The organism is Streptomyces sp. NPDC047017 (assembly GCF_040644175.1).
In the GTDB taxonomy this organism is placed as follows: Bacteria; Actinomycetota; Actinomycetes; order Streptomycetales; family Streptomycetaceae; genus Streptomyces.
In genome coordinates this window covers 160,302-176,493 of the sequence record NZ_JBEYVW010000014.1, presented here as the reverse complement: position 1 = coordinate 176,493, position 16,192 = coordinate 160,302, and the positions used below count along the sequence as shown (strand labels likewise).

Annotated in this window: 18 protein-coding genes and 1 pseudogene; 9 read left to right on the top strand and 10 right to left on the bottom strand. The window is 71.6% G+C overall.

Annotated elements, in window-relative coordinates; translation table 11 throughout:
* Positions 1-61: 61 nt before the first annotated feature.
* Complete coding sequence (locus ABZ858_RS23825; protein ID WP_361381992.1) at positions 62-751, bottom strand: hypothetical protein; 690 nt, start codon at positions 749-751, stop codon at positions 62-64.
* 110 nt (positions 752-861) lie between these two features.
* On the opposite strand from ABZ858_RS23825, the gene ABZ858_RS23820 reads away from it, so the two are divergent.
* Positions 862-1,488, top strand: a complete 627-nt coding sequence (locus ABZ858_RS23820; RefSeq protein ID WP_361381989.1) for a TetR family transcriptional regulator — start codon at positions 862-864, stop codon at positions 1,486-1,488.
* A 143-nt stretch (positions 1,489-1,631) separates the two neighbouring features.
* Here ABZ858_RS23820 and ABZ858_RS23815 read toward each other — a convergent pair whose 3' ends face one another.
* Positions 1,632-2,060, bottom strand: a complete 429-nt coding sequence (locus ABZ858_RS23815; protein WP_361381986.1) for a hypothetical protein — start codon at positions 2,058-2,060, stop codon at positions 1,632-1,634.
* A 355-nt stretch (positions 2,061-2,415) separates the two neighbouring features.
* The gene (locus ABZ858_RS23810) at positions 2,416-2,586 is read right to left on the bottom strand and encodes a hydrophobic protein (protein ID WP_361381983.1); all 171 of its coding nucleotides are present in this window, start codon (positions 2,584-2,586) and stop codon (positions 2,416-2,418) included.
* A gap of 142 nt (positions 2,587-2,728) precedes the next feature.
* On the opposite strand from ABZ858_RS23810, the gene ABZ858_RS23805 reads away from it, so the two are divergent.
* The 3 genes from ABZ858_RS23805 to ABZ858_RS23795 all read left to right on the top strand — a co-directional run bounded on the left by ABZ858_RS23805 (position 2,729) and on the right by ABZ858_RS23795 (position 3,663).
* Positions 2,729-2,902: a CsbD family protein gene (locus tag ABZ858_RS23805; protein ID WP_361381980.1), complete on the top strand. Its 174-nt coding sequence runs from the start codon at positions 2,729-2,731 to the stop codon at positions 2,900-2,902.
* Between the two features lie 144 nt (positions 2,903-3,046).
* Entirely contained in the window at positions 3,047-3,286 is a 240-nt protein-coding gene (locus tag ABZ858_RS23800) for a hypothetical protein (protein ID WP_361381977.1), read from the top strand.
* Positions 3,286-3,663, top strand: coding sequence for a toxin Doc (locus ABZ858_RS23795; RefSeq protein WP_361381974.1), 378 nt, complete (start codon positions 3,286-3,288; stop codon positions 3,661-3,663). Before ABZ858_RS23800 ends, ABZ858_RS23795 begins: the two co-directional genes overlap by 1 nt.
* Positions 3,664-3,774: 111 nt before the next feature.
* On the opposite strand, the gene ABZ858_RS23790 is transcribed toward ABZ858_RS23795, so the two are convergent.
* Positions 3,775-4,983, bottom strand: a complete 1,209-nt coding sequence (locus tag ABZ858_RS23790; RefSeq protein WP_361381971.1) for an FAD-dependent monooxygenase — start codon at positions 4,981-4,983, stop codon at positions 3,775-3,777.
* 152 nt (positions 4,984-5,135) lie between these two features.
* Here ABZ858_RS23790 and ABZ858_RS23785 point away from each other — a divergent pair, with 152 nt between their 5' ends.
* The gene (locus tag ABZ858_RS23785; RefSeq protein ID WP_361381968.1) at positions 5,136-5,744 is read left to right on the top strand and encodes a TetR/AcrR family transcriptional regulator; all 609 of its coding nucleotides are present in this window, start codon (positions 5,136-5,138) and stop codon (positions 5,742-5,744) included.
* Between the two features lie 99 nt (positions 5,745-5,843).
* Here ABZ858_RS23785 and ABZ858_RS23780 read toward each other — a convergent pair whose 3' ends face one another.
* From ABZ858_RS23780 to ABZ858_RS23770, 3 genes are all read right to left on the bottom strand, one after another.
* Complete coding sequence (locus ABZ858_RS23780) at positions 5,844-6,761, bottom strand: XRE family transcriptional regulator (RefSeq protein ID WP_361381965.1); 918 nt, start codon at positions 6,759-6,761, stop codon at positions 5,844-5,846.
* 153 nt (positions 6,762-6,914) lie between these two features.
* A complete protein-coding gene (locus ABZ858_RS23775) occupies positions 6,915-8,096 on the bottom strand; it encodes a S1 family peptidase (RefSeq protein ID WP_361381962.1) in 1,182 nt (393 codons plus the stop codon).
* Between the two features lie 312 nt (positions 8,097-8,408).
* Complete coding sequence (locus ABZ858_RS23770) at positions 8,409-9,188, bottom strand: TetR/AcrR family transcriptional regulator (RefSeq protein WP_361381959.1); 780 nt, start codon at positions 9,186-9,188, stop codon at positions 8,409-8,411.
* Positions 9,189-9,291: 103 nt separating this feature from the next.
* Here ABZ858_RS23770 and ABZ858_RS23765 point away from each other — a divergent pair, with 103 nt between their 5' ends.
* The 3 genes from ABZ858_RS23765 (at position 9,292) to ABZ858_RS23755 (ending at position 12,793) form a co-directional block, all read left to right on the top strand.
* Positions 9,292-10,440, top strand: a complete 1,149-nt coding sequence (locus ABZ858_RS23765; protein WP_361381956.1) for an NAD(P)/FAD-dependent oxidoreductase — start codon at positions 9,292-9,294, stop codon at positions 10,438-10,440.
* A 201-nt stretch (positions 10,441-10,641) separates the two neighbouring features.
* Entirely contained in the window at positions 10,642-11,562 is a 921-nt protein-coding gene (locus tag ABZ858_RS23760) for an aldo/keto reductase (RefSeq protein ID WP_361381953.1), read from the top strand.
* A 424-nt stretch (positions 11,563-11,986) separates the two neighbouring features.
* The gene (locus ABZ858_RS23755) at positions 11,987-12,793 is read left to right on the top strand and encodes an alpha/beta hydrolase (protein ID WP_361381950.1); all 807 of its coding nucleotides are present in this window, start codon (positions 11,987-11,989) and stop codon (positions 12,791-12,793) included.
* Here ABZ858_RS23755 and ABZ858_RS23750 read toward each other — a convergent pair.
* A complete protein-coding gene (locus tag ABZ858_RS23750) occupies positions 12,747-13,373 on the bottom strand; it encodes a GNAT family N-acetyltransferase (RefSeq protein ID WP_361381947.1) in 627 nt (208 codons plus the stop codon). The two genes, ABZ858_RS23755 and ABZ858_RS23750, sit on opposite strands and share 47 nt — an antisense overlap.
* Before the next feature lie 59 nt (positions 13,374-13,432).
* Positions 13,433-14,367, bottom strand: a pseudogene (locus ABZ858_RS23745) (MerR family transcriptional regulator).
* A 239-nt stretch (positions 14,368-14,606) separates the two neighbouring features.
* On the opposite strand from ABZ858_RS23745, the gene ABZ858_RS23740 reads away from it, so the two are divergent.
* Positions 14,607-15,290 carry a DUF4232 domain-containing protein gene (locus ABZ858_RS23740; RefSeq protein WP_361381944.1) on the top strand — a complete coding sequence of 228 codons (684 nt, stop codon included), beginning with the start codon at positions 14,607-14,609 and terminating at the stop codon, positions 15,288-15,290.
* A 57-nt stretch (positions 15,291-15,347) separates the two neighbouring features.
* Here ABZ858_RS23740 and ABZ858_RS23735 read toward each other — a convergent pair whose 3' ends face one another.
* Entirely contained in the window at positions 15,348-16,151 is an 804-nt protein-coding gene (locus tag ABZ858_RS23735; RefSeq protein WP_361381941.1) for an SDR family oxidoreductase, read from the bottom strand.
* Positions 16,152-16,192 lie beyond the last annotated feature (41 nt).

Here is a 16,192-nt window from a genome sequence, read left to right as displayed (position 1 = left end):
GCTTCCTGCTGCGACTTCCCACTCGGTCTTCCTGGTTCTTCTCTGTTCCTTCTCTGTCTTCCTACTTCTTCCCCGCACTCGCGGATTCGCTTGCCGTGGCCGCCGGTCGCCCCAGTCGGCGGCGGACGGCCCACACCGGCGCCGCCAGGGCGAACCCGTAGACGGACACGAGTCCGTGGCCGTTGTCCTGGGCCAGCCACATGGCGAGGCCGAGCGCCGGGACGCCGACCGCCAGGGCGATCTCCTTGGGGAGGCGGGTGCGGGTGAGGAAGGCGAGGGCGAGGGTGGCGCCCAGGAAGTAGGTGGCGCCGGAACTGCCCGCGAAGTTGCGGGGGTCGGTGCTGGGGCCGTCGCCGAGGCCGAGCAGGGTGTCGACGCGGCCGGGGAGCACGATGCCCGCGAGGAAGAAGACCAGGGTGAGCGAGCCGCCCCAGTACCACTGGGCGAGCGCGGCGACGGCGGCGAGGGTGACGAGGTTCCACAGGCCGCCGAAGAAGCCGCCGTTCTGCATGAACACCGAGGTGAACTCGCGCCACCAGCCGGACCTGGCGGGGTCCGCGTCGAGCGCGTCCATCGCCCCGGGCCAGGCCAGTTGGAGCAGCACGCCGCTGACGGCGAGCGCGGTCAGGGCGATCGCCGCCCACGGCAGCGGCCGTCCGCGCAGGGTGTCGCGGCCGACGACGCCCAATCCGCAGTTGACCATCATGACCATCAGCGCGGCCGTGGTCACGTTGAAGACGATCGCCTCCATGCCGGCCCCTCCCCCCTGTCACGGCGTTTTCCAACACCGTTCGAAAACCTGATGGCGCAAACCTAGCACAGTTTTCGAACGGTGTTGGAAAGAGGCGTACGGTGGGACGCATGAAGCTCACCAAGGAGCGCATCGTCGATGCGGGGATGGCCGTTTTCGCCGAGGTCGGCTACCAGAACCTGTCCATGCGCCAGGTCGCCGACCGCCTCGACGCCCACGCGGGCAGCCTCTACTACCACGTACGCGGCAAGGACGAACTGCTCTCCCTGATGGCCGATCAGGTCTGCCGCCGGGCGTACGACGCCGGGACCGCCGCCCTCACCGCCCTGCCGCCCGACGCCCCCTGGCAGGACCGCGTCGAAGCCCAGGTCACCGCGCTGCGCCTGAGCATCAAGGAGCACCCCGGCGGCGCCCAACTCCTCGCCGAGAGCCCCGGCATGCTCAGCCAGGGTGCCCTCAGCCTCATGGAACGCCTGCTGCGCACCCTCGCCGACGCCGGCCTGCCCGCCGGCCACTGCGGCATCGCCGCCGACACCCTGTTCAGCCATGTCACCGGCTTCGCGCTCCAGGAACAGAACCAGCCGACGACACCCCCGGACGTCAGCCCCGAGCTGTACGCCGACCTGTGCGCACGCTTCCCGCTGGTGACGGGGCCGCTGATCTTGCGCCTGAGCGCGGACGAGAAGTTCGCGCGGAGCGTCCGCCTGCTCTGCACCGGCTTCGCGGCCCTCTCCTGAGCAGGGGAGCGGCCGGCTGCGGCGATCCGGATCGGTTCTCCCCGCCGGTGCGCACAGCGAGCGCGGACCCGGTCCGCACGGGCCGGCTGTGAAGCCCGCGCCCGCACGGACCGGGTCCGCCGGTCACTGAAGTGCGGTCCGTCCTACAGGGCGGCGACCGTCTCCGCGTCGCCGTACCTGAACCCGTCGTTGTCGAAGTAGAAGACGGTGACCTTGACCTTGTCCCCCTTGTCGAAGTGCGCGCCCGCGGCCGGGCGCAGGGTCACCAGCGCGACATGGTCCTTGTAGTCGCAGACCAGCTGGTCCTTCTTGATGGTGCCCGCGGCGATGGACTGGTCGTGGGCGCTGTGGTTCAGCGTCGTCGCGTTGGCCACGAGTTCGTGATCCATGCCGGTGTCGCAGGAGTAGGTGACCTTCACCTGCAGGCCGGGGGCGTGCCGCGTCACCTTGTCGATGGACAGCAGGTTGGCCTTGGCCGACGCCGAGGGCGCGGCCACCAGGGCGCCGGCACCGATCATGAGAACCGTGGCCGCGGTTCCGGCGACGCGCCGGCGGAGACTGGATGACGTCATCGTGGGTTCTTCCTTCCCCCGCACGCGGTCACCCTTGGTCGAAACATGGAGAATTCTCCAACTAGACGAGTGACCGCGATAGTTGATCAATTCGCCCCTGAATGTTATGTGATCTTGGGGTTCCGCCGGTACCGGTTTTCCGGCGGCGCCGGGTGAGGAACACCGCACGCCGCCGAATGAACCACTCCCGGCCCGTCGTCGTCGGCGGTCCATGCCGTCCTGTGTCTCCGGCCGCGTCCGCACGCACACGCATGCCGGGCCCCGGCCGTCAGACGGCCGGGGCCCGGCAGATCCCGCAGAGGAGCGGGTGCGGTGCGCGTGCGGTGCGCGCGCGTGGTCCGCGTGCTTTTTCAGGTCACCATCGGTACCAGCGGCCCCGGCCGCCACCGGACGTCGTGGAGCGCATGACGAAGCCGAGAAGCCACAGCACCAGAACGATGACGGCGACCCACCACAGGATCTTGACGGCAAAGCCGATCCCGAACAGGACCAGGGCGAGAAGCAGAACGAGCAGCAAAGGAACCATAGTTATCGACCTCCTGACCCTCCGTTTTCCCCGGAATTCCTTACACATTCTCGTTGCCACCCTGTTTCTCTGGAGATCGCCGGGGCACAAGCGGACTACCGCGACAGAACAGCGGCACGAAAACCACGAGGAGGCGCGTTCCATGACTGCCGGCGAGAAGGCCAAGGCGAAGACCGAGCAGGCTGCGGGCAAGGCCAAGGAGGCGCTGGGCGACGCGGTCGGCAACGACCGTATGGCCGCCGAGGGGCAGGCCCAGAAGAGCAAGGGTGATGCGCGAGAGGCCAAGGAGAAGGCCAAGGACGTGTTCAAGCGCTGACACCCGAACACGGATGCCGCTTCTTTTTCAGGAGCCGTGGAAAGGGGCCTTCCCGGGCTGTTCCGGGGAAGGCCCCTTTCCCGTTCCCCGGCGGCCGAACGGTCGGCCCTGGCGAGCCAGGTACCAAGTAGGTACCATCAGGGTATGCCATCACTGAACGTGTCCTTCTCCGACGAGGAAATGGAAGGCGTCCGCGCGGCCGCCGCCGCGGAGGGCAAGAGCCTGAAGCAGTACCTGCACGATCTCGGCGTACGCGAGATGCACCGCAGGCGGTTCGTCGCCGGGGCCACCGCCTGGGCCGACAGGCTGCGCGGCGAGTTCGACGAGGCGTTCCCCGACGAGGTTCCCCCCTCCCGGCGGGGCGACGGGACCGTGGCCGCCTGATGGTCCTGCACATCGACGTCTCCTGGCTGCTCGACGTCCAGGAGGCCGCCCTCGGGCACGAGGACGTGACGGTGACGGACTACTCGGGCCTGGTGGCGGCCGTCGCACGGCACAAGACCAGGATGCCGACGCTCGAGACGTCCGACCCGGATGCCGCCTGGCGCGCGGCGGCGCTGCTGCACACCGTCGCCCGCCTTGAGCCGCTGCCGCACCGGAACAGCCTCTTCGCCGCGTTCGTCGCCGCGCAGTACATGGAGCAGGCGGGCGAGGGGATCGACCCGCCGTACGGCGCCCTGTCCGATCTGGTCCGCAAGGTCCGGGACGCTCGCCTGAGCGTGTACGCCGTCGCCGACGCGCTGCGGGCCTGGCGGCTCTGAGCCCGCCGGCACCGGCACCGGCACCGGCATCAACACCGGCGTCGATATCGGTATCGGTATCGGCACGGCATCGGCCTCAGTCCGGTAGGCGTTCCGCCCACCGGTCGTGTGTCACGCCGGCTGCGCCTGGGGCCGTCCATGTCCTCGCTCGCCCGCCAGGCGGGTGAAGGCCTTCGCCAGGTGGGGCTTCTGTATCTGGCGGATCACCCATGCGGCGGCGCGGATACCCAGCTCGGTACGGGGTGCCGCCTGGCGCACCCGGCCGGGAAAGAGTCGCTGGGCGTCCTGGACGCGCGGGCGCATGGCGGCCTCGTACGCGGTCAAGGCGTCCGAGAGGCGGTGCGGCAGCCGCTGGGCGTCGGCCGTGTCGATGGCGTCGGCCAGCGCCGCCGCGCCGCGCAGCGCGAGGGCGGTGCCGAGGCCGCTGAGAGGGCTCGCGCACCAGGCGCTGTCCCCGATCAGGACCACCCGGCCGTCGTGCCACTTCGGCAGGTGGATCTGGTCGAAGGTGTCGAGGGCGAAGTCGGGCGCCTGCCGCGCGGCGGCGAGCAGCTCCCGGGTGCGCCAGCCCACGTCCGCGAACACCCGGTCGAGCAGAGCGAACTGGGCCTCGCGGTCGTGCCGAGCGGGCAGCGTCGCCGTCGCGAAGGTGAACCCGATCTCCTGCTGGCCGGGGTGTCCCGGCCGTGCCTCGACGGAGCGGCTGCCGGGGGCGTTGTGGGTGAGGAACCAGCCGTCGATCGCGGGGGTCGCCGGAGTCTCGTCCATGGTGAACCAGGCGTGTGCCAGCCCGAGGGGGCGGCGGAAGCTGTCCTCGGGCCCGAAGCGCAGTCGCCGTACCCGCGAGTGCGCGCCGTCCGCGCCGATCACGAGGTCGAACTCGGCGGGGGGCGCGTGGCGGAACCGTACGGACACGCCGTTCGGGGCGTCCGCCAGCTCCTCCACGGTCTCGCCGAAGAGATGCGTGACGTGCGCGGACGCCGCGTCGTGCAGGATGCGGGCGAGGTCCGAGCGGAGCAGTTCCTCCTTGGAGACATAGCCGTTGCCGCCGAGCGCCTCGACGGGCATGGTCGCCAGCGGGTGTCCGTCGCCGTCCACCCAGGCCGCGCCGCGCTGGTCGAGCAGGTTCGACAGGACCTCGTCGAGCAGGCCCAGCCGGGCGAGCACCTCACGGCTGTCGCCGCGCAGGTCGACGGACTGGCCGCCGCCGCGCAGCGCGGGGGCGATCTCCGCGACGGTGACCTCCCAGCCGGCCCGGCCCAGCATGAGCGCGACGGTGTCCCCCGCGATCCCTCCACCCACCACGAGCACCCGAGACATATGCCCCACCTCCCTTAACGCGAATCTGTCGCTTTGGAGCGTACACCGACCGAGCCTCTAACGCGAATCCCTCGCGTTACTTGGTGCGGCGGGCACGACGGGTACGGCTAACGCGAGAGTGTCGCGGTAGTAACATGAGCACCATGGGGTCCATGACGCAGGCAGCTGGAACGGTCCGTCCGGGCGGCAGATCCGCCCGGACGCGCGACGCGGTGCACACGGCGGTCCGGGCTCTGCTCGACGCCTCCCCGGACGGCACGATCACCGTGGCCGAGGTCGCCGAGCGCTCCGGAGTGCACCCCGCGACCCTCTACCGGCGCTGGCGCACCCCCGAGGGCCTCGTCCTCGACACCCTCTTCGAGGAGCTGAGCCGGCGCTCACCGCTGCCCGTCACCGGAGACCTGCGCGCCGACATGCTGGTCTACGCCCGCCACCTCCTGGCGGACCTGCGCGCCGACAAGAACCTCGTCCTCGCCCGGGCCCTCGCCGCCGCGATGCGCTCGGGCGTGGAGGGCCTGGGCGGGCTCCGTCAGTACGTCGAGCCCCGGACCAGCCAGGTCGAGGCGATGCTGGCCGCCGCCGGCACCGGTGAACTCGACTTCCAGGACGTCCTCGAACTGATCCTCGCCCCCGCCTACACCCACGCCCTGCTGGGCAGCCCGCTGGACACCGACGCCGACGCCGAGCGGCTCGTCGACAACCTCCTCGCCGTACTCACCCACCGCAGGGCGCGCACCGGCGGCCCGGACGGCGACGCGTAAGCCCGCCGGCGCCGTCGCCGCACAGAACCACGATCCGCAGGGCGGCCACGCCCCGGACAGCCGCCACACACCGGACGGCCGCCACGACCCGGCGGCCGATCAGCGGGGCCACTCCCAGGACATGCCGTGCACGCCGGGCGGGCACTTGTGGAGCAGCATGTGCGAGGCGTGCGACACGTCCAGGCCGATACGGCGCTCGTAGCGCAGGGGCGCGCCGATCCGCTCCTTGAAGTAGCGGTGACAACTCGTCGGGAGCGCGTCGGGCTGGAAGCAGACGTGCAGCAGGAACTCGTGCGGGCTGGTGCGGACGCGCCGCTCGTAGTGCGAGCATTCCGCAGGTTCGGGGCCGTACCGCAGGGTGTAGGCGATCAGCGCGGTCTCGTCGCGGGCGAGCGGCCTGCCGAACTCCAGCTCGGCGACGACCGTCCGCAGCTCCGGCAGCCTGCGCACGGTGCCGAGCCGGCCGTGGTGGGCGATGACGGTCGCGGACTCGGCGGACAGCTCGTCGTGCACGACGGTGATGTGGCGCGCCCCGTCCCGCGTCGCCCGCATCACCTGTTTCACGGTGACGGCCCGGCACCGGCGGTGCGCGTCGATCTGCACCGTCTCGTGGATGGAGAGCGCGACGAGGTCGCTGTTGAACTGGGGGAACTCCGGGCCCAGGGCCAGCTCGATGTGGGAGCACTCGCCGAACACCTGGCGCGACACGTCCAGTCCGGGGGCTTCGCTGGTGATACGGCCGCGGGGCCGGCTCGGCCCGATGAGGGAGCGCAGGGTGCCCGACGGCAGGTCGAGGATGCTTTCGAGGGCGTCCACGGCGCGCAGCGAGCGTGCTTGTTCCGGCTGACTGCGTCCGCGCTGCCAGTAGCTGAGGGTGGCGAGGCTGACGCTGATGCCCTGGGCGGCCAGCCGCTCGCGGACCCGGTCGAGGGAGAGTCCGCGGCGCTGGACGGCGTCCCGGAAGGCGGCGGCGAAGGCGGCGGCGAAGGGGGGTTCGGCCTCGTACGGCCTGCTCATGGCGCCTCCGCGTCGCTGGTGCGCGTCCCGTGGTGCGCGTTCGTGGTGCGCGTCCCGTGGTGCGGGATCATACGCCTGACTGAGGGCGGCCCCGCTCTCAGCGGACCCGCCCTCCGACTTCCGGCTTCCGTCTTCCGTCTTCCGGATTGCCGGTCAGTTGGTGTTGAGCGTCAGGCCGTAGTACGACAGGGCGTCGTCGAGGGGCTGGAAGTACGACGAGCCGCGGGAGTTGGTGCCCGAGCACTGCTGGCCGGTGGGGCCGCCCGAGGTCATGCCCTGCGCCTGGTTGCCGGAGATGTACGCGCCGCCGCTGTCACCGCCTTCCGTGCACACCGAGGAACTGGCCAGTCCGGTGACCACGGTGTCGGGTCCGCCGTGCTCGTCGGTGTAGGTGACGGAGACGTTGTACGACTTCACCGCGCCGCAGGTCCACCCGGTGGTCTGGCCCGACTTGCACAGTGAGGCCCCGGAGGCGGCACGCTTGCCGCCCTTGACGGCGACGTTCGAGCCCTGGCCCCAGGTGCCGACCTGGGTGGCGATCGAGTCGTCCGTGTCGACCTGGGCGATACCCATGTCGACGCTGCGGCGGCCGAGCGCGTAGCGGCTGTGGACGCCCTTCGCGAAGTGCGCGTTGTTGAAGTACAGGTCGGTGAGGTCGGCCACGCAGTGGCCCGCGCTGACGAGGTACTGGCGCCCCGAGGAGTCGTGGGCGCCGTAGCCGACGGAACAGACCCAGCTGCCCTGGCTGTTGGTCCAGGACATGCTGCTGCCCGGGTAGACCGTCGACTGGGGGGCGAGGCGCCGCCCGTCACGGACGACCCGTACCGCGCTGCCGTGGGAGGCCGCCGCCTTGAGGAACGACTTCGCCGCCGCGGACGTACGGGCGGGGTCGACGTGCACGGTGACGGTGTCGCTGGGCAGGTCCACCGACCATGAGGTGACGCCGTCGGGGGCGTCGCGCAGGGCCTGGGTGTCGAGCGACGCCTTGATCCGGTCCAGGGTGTGCTCGCCGCGCCGCGGTACGCGGGCCGTCAGGCCGTGCTGTCTGACCTGTGTGGCCGCGGCGGCGGAGGTGACGTTCACCGTCAGCTTGCCGTCCGCGGTGAAGTAGGCGCCGTCCGTCGCCACGCCCGAGCGGCCGAGTTCGGTCAACTCGCCCTGCTGAGCGGCCTGTTGGTCGAGCCGGGCCACGGCGGCGTCCTCGCTGACGCCGAGGGAATGGGCCAGCGCCGCGATCATCGCCGGCTGGTAGCGGGGTGCGGTGGGGGCGGCGGTGGCCTGAGCGGCGCCCGTGACGACGGCGGCCGACAGCAGCGTGCCGACCGCGGTGGCCATCAGGGATATGCGAGAAACGCGCACAGCTTTCCTTTCTGCATGGGCATGTCACGTCACCGTCCGCATGTGGGGATGCCGGAATGTCTCCTGGGGCTCGGGGACAGCCGTCGGTGGGACGCGAGATGCCGGTCCAGCGGCGTATTGGGGGGTGCGCCGCTGCCCGAACTCTGGCCCGGACCAGCCGGGTTGTTCAAGATGCGTTCACCATTCCGTTTTCAACAGAGGTACGGATAACTGTTGACTACGGCGATGCCTGCGGCGGGCTTCCCGGGCGGGCGAAGACAGAGGCGAGGGCGGGGGCCGGGACTCGGGCTAGGACTGGGCCTCGAACTCGGACTGGGACTGGGACTGGGACTGGGACTGGGACTGGGTGAGGTTGTCCAGTACCAGGCCGAGCGTGAACTCGAACCGGTCGTGGCCGGTGCCGGAGGTCAGCTCAGCGGCGTAGCGCCGGGTCTGCGGGAACGTGTCGGCCGGCAGTGCGGTGAAGCGGCGGATCAGCTCCTCGCGGCCGAGGACCCACTCCTGGTCGGGATGGCTGCGCCGCTGCTGGACCAGCGACTGCTCCAACGTGTAGGCGTTGACGTAGAGCGACAGGGCATCGAGCACCCAGACGGCGCGCCGCGGTTCGATTCCGCCCGCGAGCAGGATCGCCAGAAGCCCCTCCTTGACCCGCAGCGTGGAGAGGTTGGTCGGGACCACGGCCAGCGCGGCGCGGGAGACTCCCGGATATTTCAGGTACTGGTCGCGGAGCTGCGCGTACACGTCGAGGGTCTGCTCGCGCCACCTGGCCGGGTCCGGTTCGGGCAGTACGACCTCGGAGCAGAGCCGGCCGACGAGCAGATCGTCGATGTCCTCTTTGCTGACGATGTGCGCGTACAGCGACGACGGCCCGGTGCCGAGCACCGCGGCGACTCGGCGGATGGTCAGCGCGTCGTAGCCCTCGGTGGCCACGACCCGCAGAGCGGCGTCGGTGATCCGGTCGACCGTGATGGGCTTCTTGCGCGGTGACCGTGACGGTGCCGCCGCTGAGGACTCCCCCGCGGGCTGGGCGTGACGAGCTGCTCGGCGTTGCCGTGGGTCGGAGGGCATGACGGTCACTATAGCTTGACACGATCTAAGTTCACCGAGTAGAGCTTAGATCGTCAGAAACGAACTAAGTTCGTTCCGTTCGTTCCGTTCCGGGAAGTGTGTGATGCGAGTTTCCCTGGTCGGGGCCGGTCTGGGAGGTCTGTGCCTGGCACAGGGCCTGCGTGGCGCCGGCATCGAGGTCGATGTGTACGAGCGGGACCCGGCGATCACCGCACGGTTCCAGGGGTACCGGCTCGTACTGGAGCCGGTCGGATTCGAGGCGCTGCGCGGCTGTCTGCCGCGGCGCTGGCACCCGCTGCTGGACGCGGTCGTCAGCAACGCCCGCGTCGAGCGCCTGGCCCTGGACACCCAGCTGAACACGATCGGTGAACTCGGTCCTGCCAGGAGCGGGATCGTGGTCGACCGGCACGTACTCCGGCACCTGCTGCTGACCGGGCTCACCGTGCACACCGGGGCCGCGCTGACCGGTTACGACGTACTGGACGACGGCAGGGTCCGAGCCCGGTTCGCGCGGCGCGATCCGGCCACCGCCGACCTGCTCGTCGGGGCGGACGGGGTCGGCTCCGCGGTGCGCCGGACCCTGACACCGCAGACCATCCCGACGGACACCGGCGTCCGGTTCGTCATCGGCCGCACGCCGCTGACGGAGCGGTTCGCCGGCCTGTCCCGGGCGTACGGCGGGAAGATCGTCGGGGACGGAGTGAGCCTGCTGCTCGGGGCGATGCGGTTCCCCGTTCCGCCGAGGGAGGCGGCGGAGAGGCTGGCCCCCGAAGTGACACTCCCTGACATCCATGACTATGTGCGCTGGGCCATGATCCTGCCGCCCAACGGCTCGCTCGGCACCTTGACCGCGCAGGAGGCCGCGCTGTCCCGGATGAACGGCTGGCACCCGGACCTGCGGGCCCTCATCGAGCAGGCCGACCCGGACAACAGCACCCTGCTGTCGATTCGGGTGGTCGAGCCCCGCGAACGCTGGGCGCCCGGTCCGGTCACGCTGCTCGGAGACGCCGTCCACGCCACCTCGCCGACCGGCGGCAACGGCGCGAACACCGCCCTGCGCGACGCCGACCTGCTGCGCCGCTGCCTGATCGAGGCCGCCGAGGGCCGCCACGACCTCCTCGGCGCGGTCGACGACTACGAGCGGCAGATGTTCGCGTACGGGGGCGAGGCCGTGCGCCGCAGCCTCGCCGCGCTCCCCGCCTTCGTCCCGGACCCGGACCCGGAGCACCGACGCCCAGCACCCGATGCCTGATGCCTGATGCCTGACACCCGGCACCCGGCACCCGACGTCCTGACCAGCCTCTCTCAGTACGTCCAACGCCGGTGCCGAGGCGATTCGTTCCCGATGCGGATGTGAGGTTTCGCCCAGCTGTTCGGCCTGTCGCGGTGCCCGGCCCCCGCCCCATACTCCAGGACCTGGCGGACCGGCAGGTGAAGCGGATGAAGGAGCACGATGAGCGCGGCGGCGGCAGCGGGGACCTGGAAGCTCGGGGATCTGGAGGTGAACCGTGTCGGTTACGGCGCGATGCGGCTGACCGGCAACGGCATGATGGGCAACTCCGACGGTACGCCGATCGACCGCGATGCCGCCGTACGGCTGCTGCACAGCGCGTTCGAGCAGGGCGTCGACCATGTCGACACGGCGGCCTTCTACTTCTCGCCGCTGCGCTCCGCGAACGAGCTGATCAACCGGGCCCTCGCGGCCTGGCGGGGCAACGACGTGGTCGTGGTGACCAAGGTCGGGCCGGGACGCGAACCGTCCGGTGAGTGGCTGCCCATGGCCCGCCCCGACCAGTTGCGCGGGCAGGTCGAGGAGAACCTGCGCCAGCTCGGCCGGGACCACCTGGACGTGGTGAACCTGCGGAGCGACGGCATGGACTCGATCGCCGAGCACTTCGGCGCCCTCGCCGAACTGCGCGCGGCGGGCCTGATCCGGCACCTCGGGCTCTCCAACATCCGGCCGCGGCACGTCACCGAGGCCCGGGAGATCGCGCCCGTGGTCTGCGTGCAGAACTCCTACGGCCTCGACTGGCGCCGCGCCGACGAGAACGGGCTCGTGGACCTGTGCGGGGAACTGGGCATCGCCTTCGTGCCGTTCTTCGCGATCTCCGGGCAGCGGCGCGAGGCGGGCGCGGCGCGGGAACGGGACGTTCGCCTCCACACGGTCGCCCGCGCCCACGGCGCGACGCCCGCCCAGATACGGCTCGCCTGGACCCTGCACCGCGGGCCGCACATCCTGGCCATCCCCGGCACCGCCGACCCGGCGCACCTCACCGAGAACATCGCCGCCGGCGCCCTCCGCCTGACCGAGGAGGAGCGGGCCCTCCTCGACCTCGACCTCGGCCTCGACCAGCCGGCCGGGACCGGCGGCTGACGTTCCGCTCAGCGGCCGACGAAGGTGAGACTGGTGCCGGGGATCGGCCCGACGTCCCCGCCCGCCCCGGTGCCGCACCCGGGCCAGCGTCGGCTGACCGGCGGTGACCCCCTTCGCGGCGGCCGGCCCGTCCAGCTCCGCGACGATCGCGAGGGTGCGTTTCGAGGTTGCCGTCGGTGAAGCGCGGCCGGCTGCGCCGTACGTCGGTCTCCGCCATCTCCTCGACCGAGCGGTAGCGGCCGGTGAGGAAGCCGCGTCCGCGCGCCGGCCTCGGACAGCCCGAGGTGGCGGCCCGTAGGTCGGAACCCAGGGCGCTACGTATACGTAGGGGAGTGCGCTCCATGTCGAACGCCGGCGTTGATAGCGTGAGGTGGTTCGTGATGTGGCGTGATGTGGCGTGGTGTGACCAGTCGGGGGTGTCGAGGTGGCCGTAGAGGTCGCGGAGGTCGTCGTCAGGACGGGGCTCGGGTACGGGACCGGTGGCCGGCTCATGGACGTCTACCGGCCGACGGGGACGTCGGCTCCCGCGCCCGCGGTGCTGTTCTGGCACGGCAGCGGCCCCGACGAACGGGACGTGCTCGCGCCGGTCGCCCGCGCCGCGGCGGAGCGGGGTCTCGTCGTCCTGGTGCCGGACTGGCACCCCGACGCCTCGGACGGCGGGCGGACGCACCTGGCGGAGTCCGCCGACTTCGCGCGGCGGAACGTGGCCGGCTTCGGCGGGGACCCGGACCGAATCGTGCTCGCCGGCTGGTCGCGGGGCGCCAAGGCCGCCGTGGGTGTCGCCGTGCGCCCCGCCGCGTTCGGTGACTGGCGGCCGGGCGCCGTCGTGGGGATCGCCGGTGCGTACGGATCGGCCGCACCCACCACCGGCACCGCCCCGCTCGACGATCTCCGCCGGGGCGACAGCCTGCCGCCGCCCGTGCCGGTGTGGCTGGTGCACGGCACCGCCGATCCGGTGGTGGACGTCGAGCGTTCACGCGAGCTGCGCACGGCACTTGAGGAACGGGGCTGGCCGGTCTCGCTCGACGAGGTCGGGACCGATCACGCGGGCGTCATCATGACCGAGTACGTCCTCGCGCACCAGCGCTGCCTGCCCAGCACCGCCGGCCACGCCGTCGAGGCGGGGTCACGGACCGCCGACGTACTGGCCCGCGCGGCTGGAAGCATCGCTCAGCACCCCCGCATCAGTCAGCACCCCGGCGTCGCTCAGGACTCCGCCCTCCGGGAGTGATCCTGCGCCGTACGTGCAGGTGGCCCTCGCGGGGGAAGGCGGGCGGCGCGGCGGTCAGGATCGTGTCGAGGTCGTAGCCGCACTTGTGGGCCACGCGGCAGGAGGCCAGGTTGTCGACCTGGTGCAGTAGTTCCAGCCGCTCCAACTGCTCCAGCCGCTCCGACGCCCCGGTCTTCAGGGCGACGTCGAAGGCCCAGTCGCTGAGGGCCTGCACGGCGCGCGGCGCCACGCCTCGACCGCGCGCGTGCGCCGCGGTCCAGTAGCCCACCTCGGCCGAGGGTTTCCCGGCGGCCACGCCCTTGAGGACCACATGGCCGGCCAGTCGCTCGCGTACGGCGCCGGTTCCCGCTTCGAGGACCGCGAACCCGTACCGGTCCCCCGTCGCCCACCCGCCCTCCTGGCCCCGCAACCACCGCGTCGCATCGGCCTCGTTCCGCACGTCCGCACTGATCCAGCGGCGCAGTGTGGGGTCCCGGAACACGTCGATGAGGGCGGCGGCGTCCTGTGTGCGCCAGGGGCGGAGGACGAGGGCCGGAGCGGACGGTGTCGCGTCCGCGTGCAGGATGACGGGATCGTTCACCGGCCGATCGTATGCGGCCATGCTCTGCCTGTACGCCGCCGCCGTACAACGGTCCGCCACTACGGTCCCGTTCGCAGGCGCACGGCCCGGACGGACCAGTCGACCGCCGGGGACAGGCTCTCGGGGGCGGGCCGGCCGTTGATGACGGCGAGCAGGTGGAGGTGACGGTCCCGGCGTGGGTCGCTCATGCTCTCCAGCCGGGCCGGCAGCAGGCGGCGCAATTCGGTGTCGTCGGGGCGGCCGAGGACCTGTGCGTGGTGGGCCGCGAGCGCCGCGACGATCGGCTCGGCTCGGGACGAGGCCGGGGCGATGCCCGCCGCCAGGGCGGGGCCGACCTGCTCACAGACGACCGCACCGAGATCGCGGCGCGGACCGCCACCGCCGCCCCCCATGGAGCCGCCGCCTCGCGCCTGTTCGGCCGCATGGCTCTCGACCGTACGCCGCAGGCCGGCGCGGAAATCCGGGTCCATGGCCAGTTCGGCCCACTCCGCCCAGGCCCGGACCTGTTCCGCCGCGGGGCTGTCGGTGACTTCGGGCGTCAGCGAGCGTCTGATTCCCGCGAGCGTGTCGCCGGAGCCGGAGACAGAAGCGCAGTCGGAGTCCCAGGTCGGGGGCGGAGGCGGAGGCGGAGGCGGAGGCGGAGGCGGAGGTGGGGGCGGAGGTGGGGGCGGAGTCGGGGTCGGGGTCGGGGTCGGCGCGTGGTCCGTCGAAGACGGCGTCGAGGAAGTCCCCGATCAGACGGCGGCGTTCGTCCTCGGAGAGCTGGGCCAGCTGGTGCATGAGATCCGTTTCCTCAGCGGTGAGCCCGCGTTCGGCCACCGCCGTCAGTACGGCATGCCGCAGGCGCAGCACGCGGATCTGTACGGCCAGGGCGTCGGCGTGCGTTGCGGCGGTAACCGGCCGGGCTGCGGTCCCTCGGCGCCACGATGCCGCGATCGGAGTAGTACCGGATGGTCTTGACCGACAGACCGGTCCGCCGGGCCAGTTCACCGATCGAGTAGAGCGTGTCGCCTTCCCTCTCATGCCCCTGCCTTGACGTCTCCCCCTACGCGAGACTCAAGCCCGTCCGGCATTCCTGCCATGTCATGCCGTGCCCGCCGGGGGTCCTGTGAGTCGGTTGTGCGTGTAACAGGAATGTACTAGGCGGCGGCCAGGTGGAACGTGCGGCTGGGGCAGGGCTGTCCCCTGGTAAGAGTGGTCAGAACAGTCCCCACCCATGTTGAGGAAGAAACGATGCGCGTTCACAAGGTCACCTTCGCGGCCCTGGCTGTCGCCGCGAGTCTCTCGCTCACGGCCTGCCAGAACGACGACGGCGACACGGGACAGAGCGCCCCGTCGTCCGCGGCCACCGCGTCCTCCTCGGGCGGCGGCGCGCAGGAGTCCGCGGGAAGCGGCTCCGGCGGGAACAGCTCCGCCGGGAAGACCGGCGGGCAGGGCACCACCTCGGGGACCGGGTCCGGCTCCGGGTCCGGTCACAGCGGCGGGTCCGGCGGGTCCGGCAAGTGCCGTACCGGCGATCTGACGATCACGGCGGCGGACGCCACCATCGGCGGCGATCCCGACCTCACCGTGGCGGTGCAGTTCAAGAACCACAGCGGCCGGGACTGCACGCTCGCCGGGTACGCGGGTGTCGACCTGAAGACCAACTACGGTTCCCTGTCCGCCAAGCGCAGCGGTGAGAAGGCCGACCGGTCCGTCCTCAAGGCCGGGCAGTCGACGTACTTCGGCATCCACTACCCGGCCAACAAGACGGGCGGCACCGGCATCCGCGTCACCGGGCTGCTGGTGACCCCGCCGGACGAGACCAAGACGGTCACCCTCGCCTGGCCGGGCGCCCCCTCCCTGCCCATCACCGAGAGCGGCGGCGGTACCCCGGTCACGGTCGGCCCGATCGGCAGCGCCGGCCAGGGCGGCTGACCGGCGCTTCGGCGGGCATGGCGGCCGGACGCGCCGGCGTCCGTGCCGGTGCGGGCGTCACCAGGGGATTTCGCCCTCGTCGTCGAAGAAGCGGCCCGTCGGGCCGTCGTCCGGTACGGTCGCCAGGCGGATCGCGCAGGCCGCGCCCTGCTGCGGGGTGCGTACTCCCTGGAAGGCGTTCAGGTCGGTCGCCGTGTAGCCGGGGCAGACGGCGTTGATCAGGATGTTCGTGTCGGTCAGTTCCTTGGCGTACTGGACGGTGACGGCGTTGAGGAACGTCTTCGACGGCGCGTAGGCGACGGAGATCGGGCCGGTCTGGGCGCCGGGCGTGGTCTGGAGCGTGAGGGAGCCGACGCTGCTGGAGACGTTCACGATCCGCGGCGACGGCGAGCGGCGCAGCAGCGGCAGCAGGGCGTTGGTGACACGGATGACGCCGATGACGTTGGTCTCCACGGCCGCCCGTACCCGGTCCACGTCGACCGTGGTGGGTTCCTGCGGTCCGCCGCCGGTGATGCCGGCGTTGTTGACCAGGACGTCGAGGCGTCCGGCTCGTTCCTCGACCAGCCGGGCCGCCGCGCTCACGCTCGCGTCGTCGGTGACGTCCAGCGGCACGCCGAACGCGTCGGCCCCGGCCGCGCGCAGCTTCGCCACGGCGGCCTCGCGGCGCTCCTGGTCGCGTGCGCCGACTCCGACGGTCCAGCCGAGGGCTCCGAGCCCGGCGGCGATCTCGTAGCCGATGCCCTTGTTGGCGCCGGTGACCAGCGCGATTTTCTGCGCGGACTTCTGCCCGGCCTCCTGCGCGGACTCCTGCCTCGTCTCCCGCGCGGTCTTCTGTTCGTCGGTGGTGTTCGTCTCGCTCATGTCTCCGATGCTGCGCCCGTGTGCCGCGGGGTGTCCAAGAC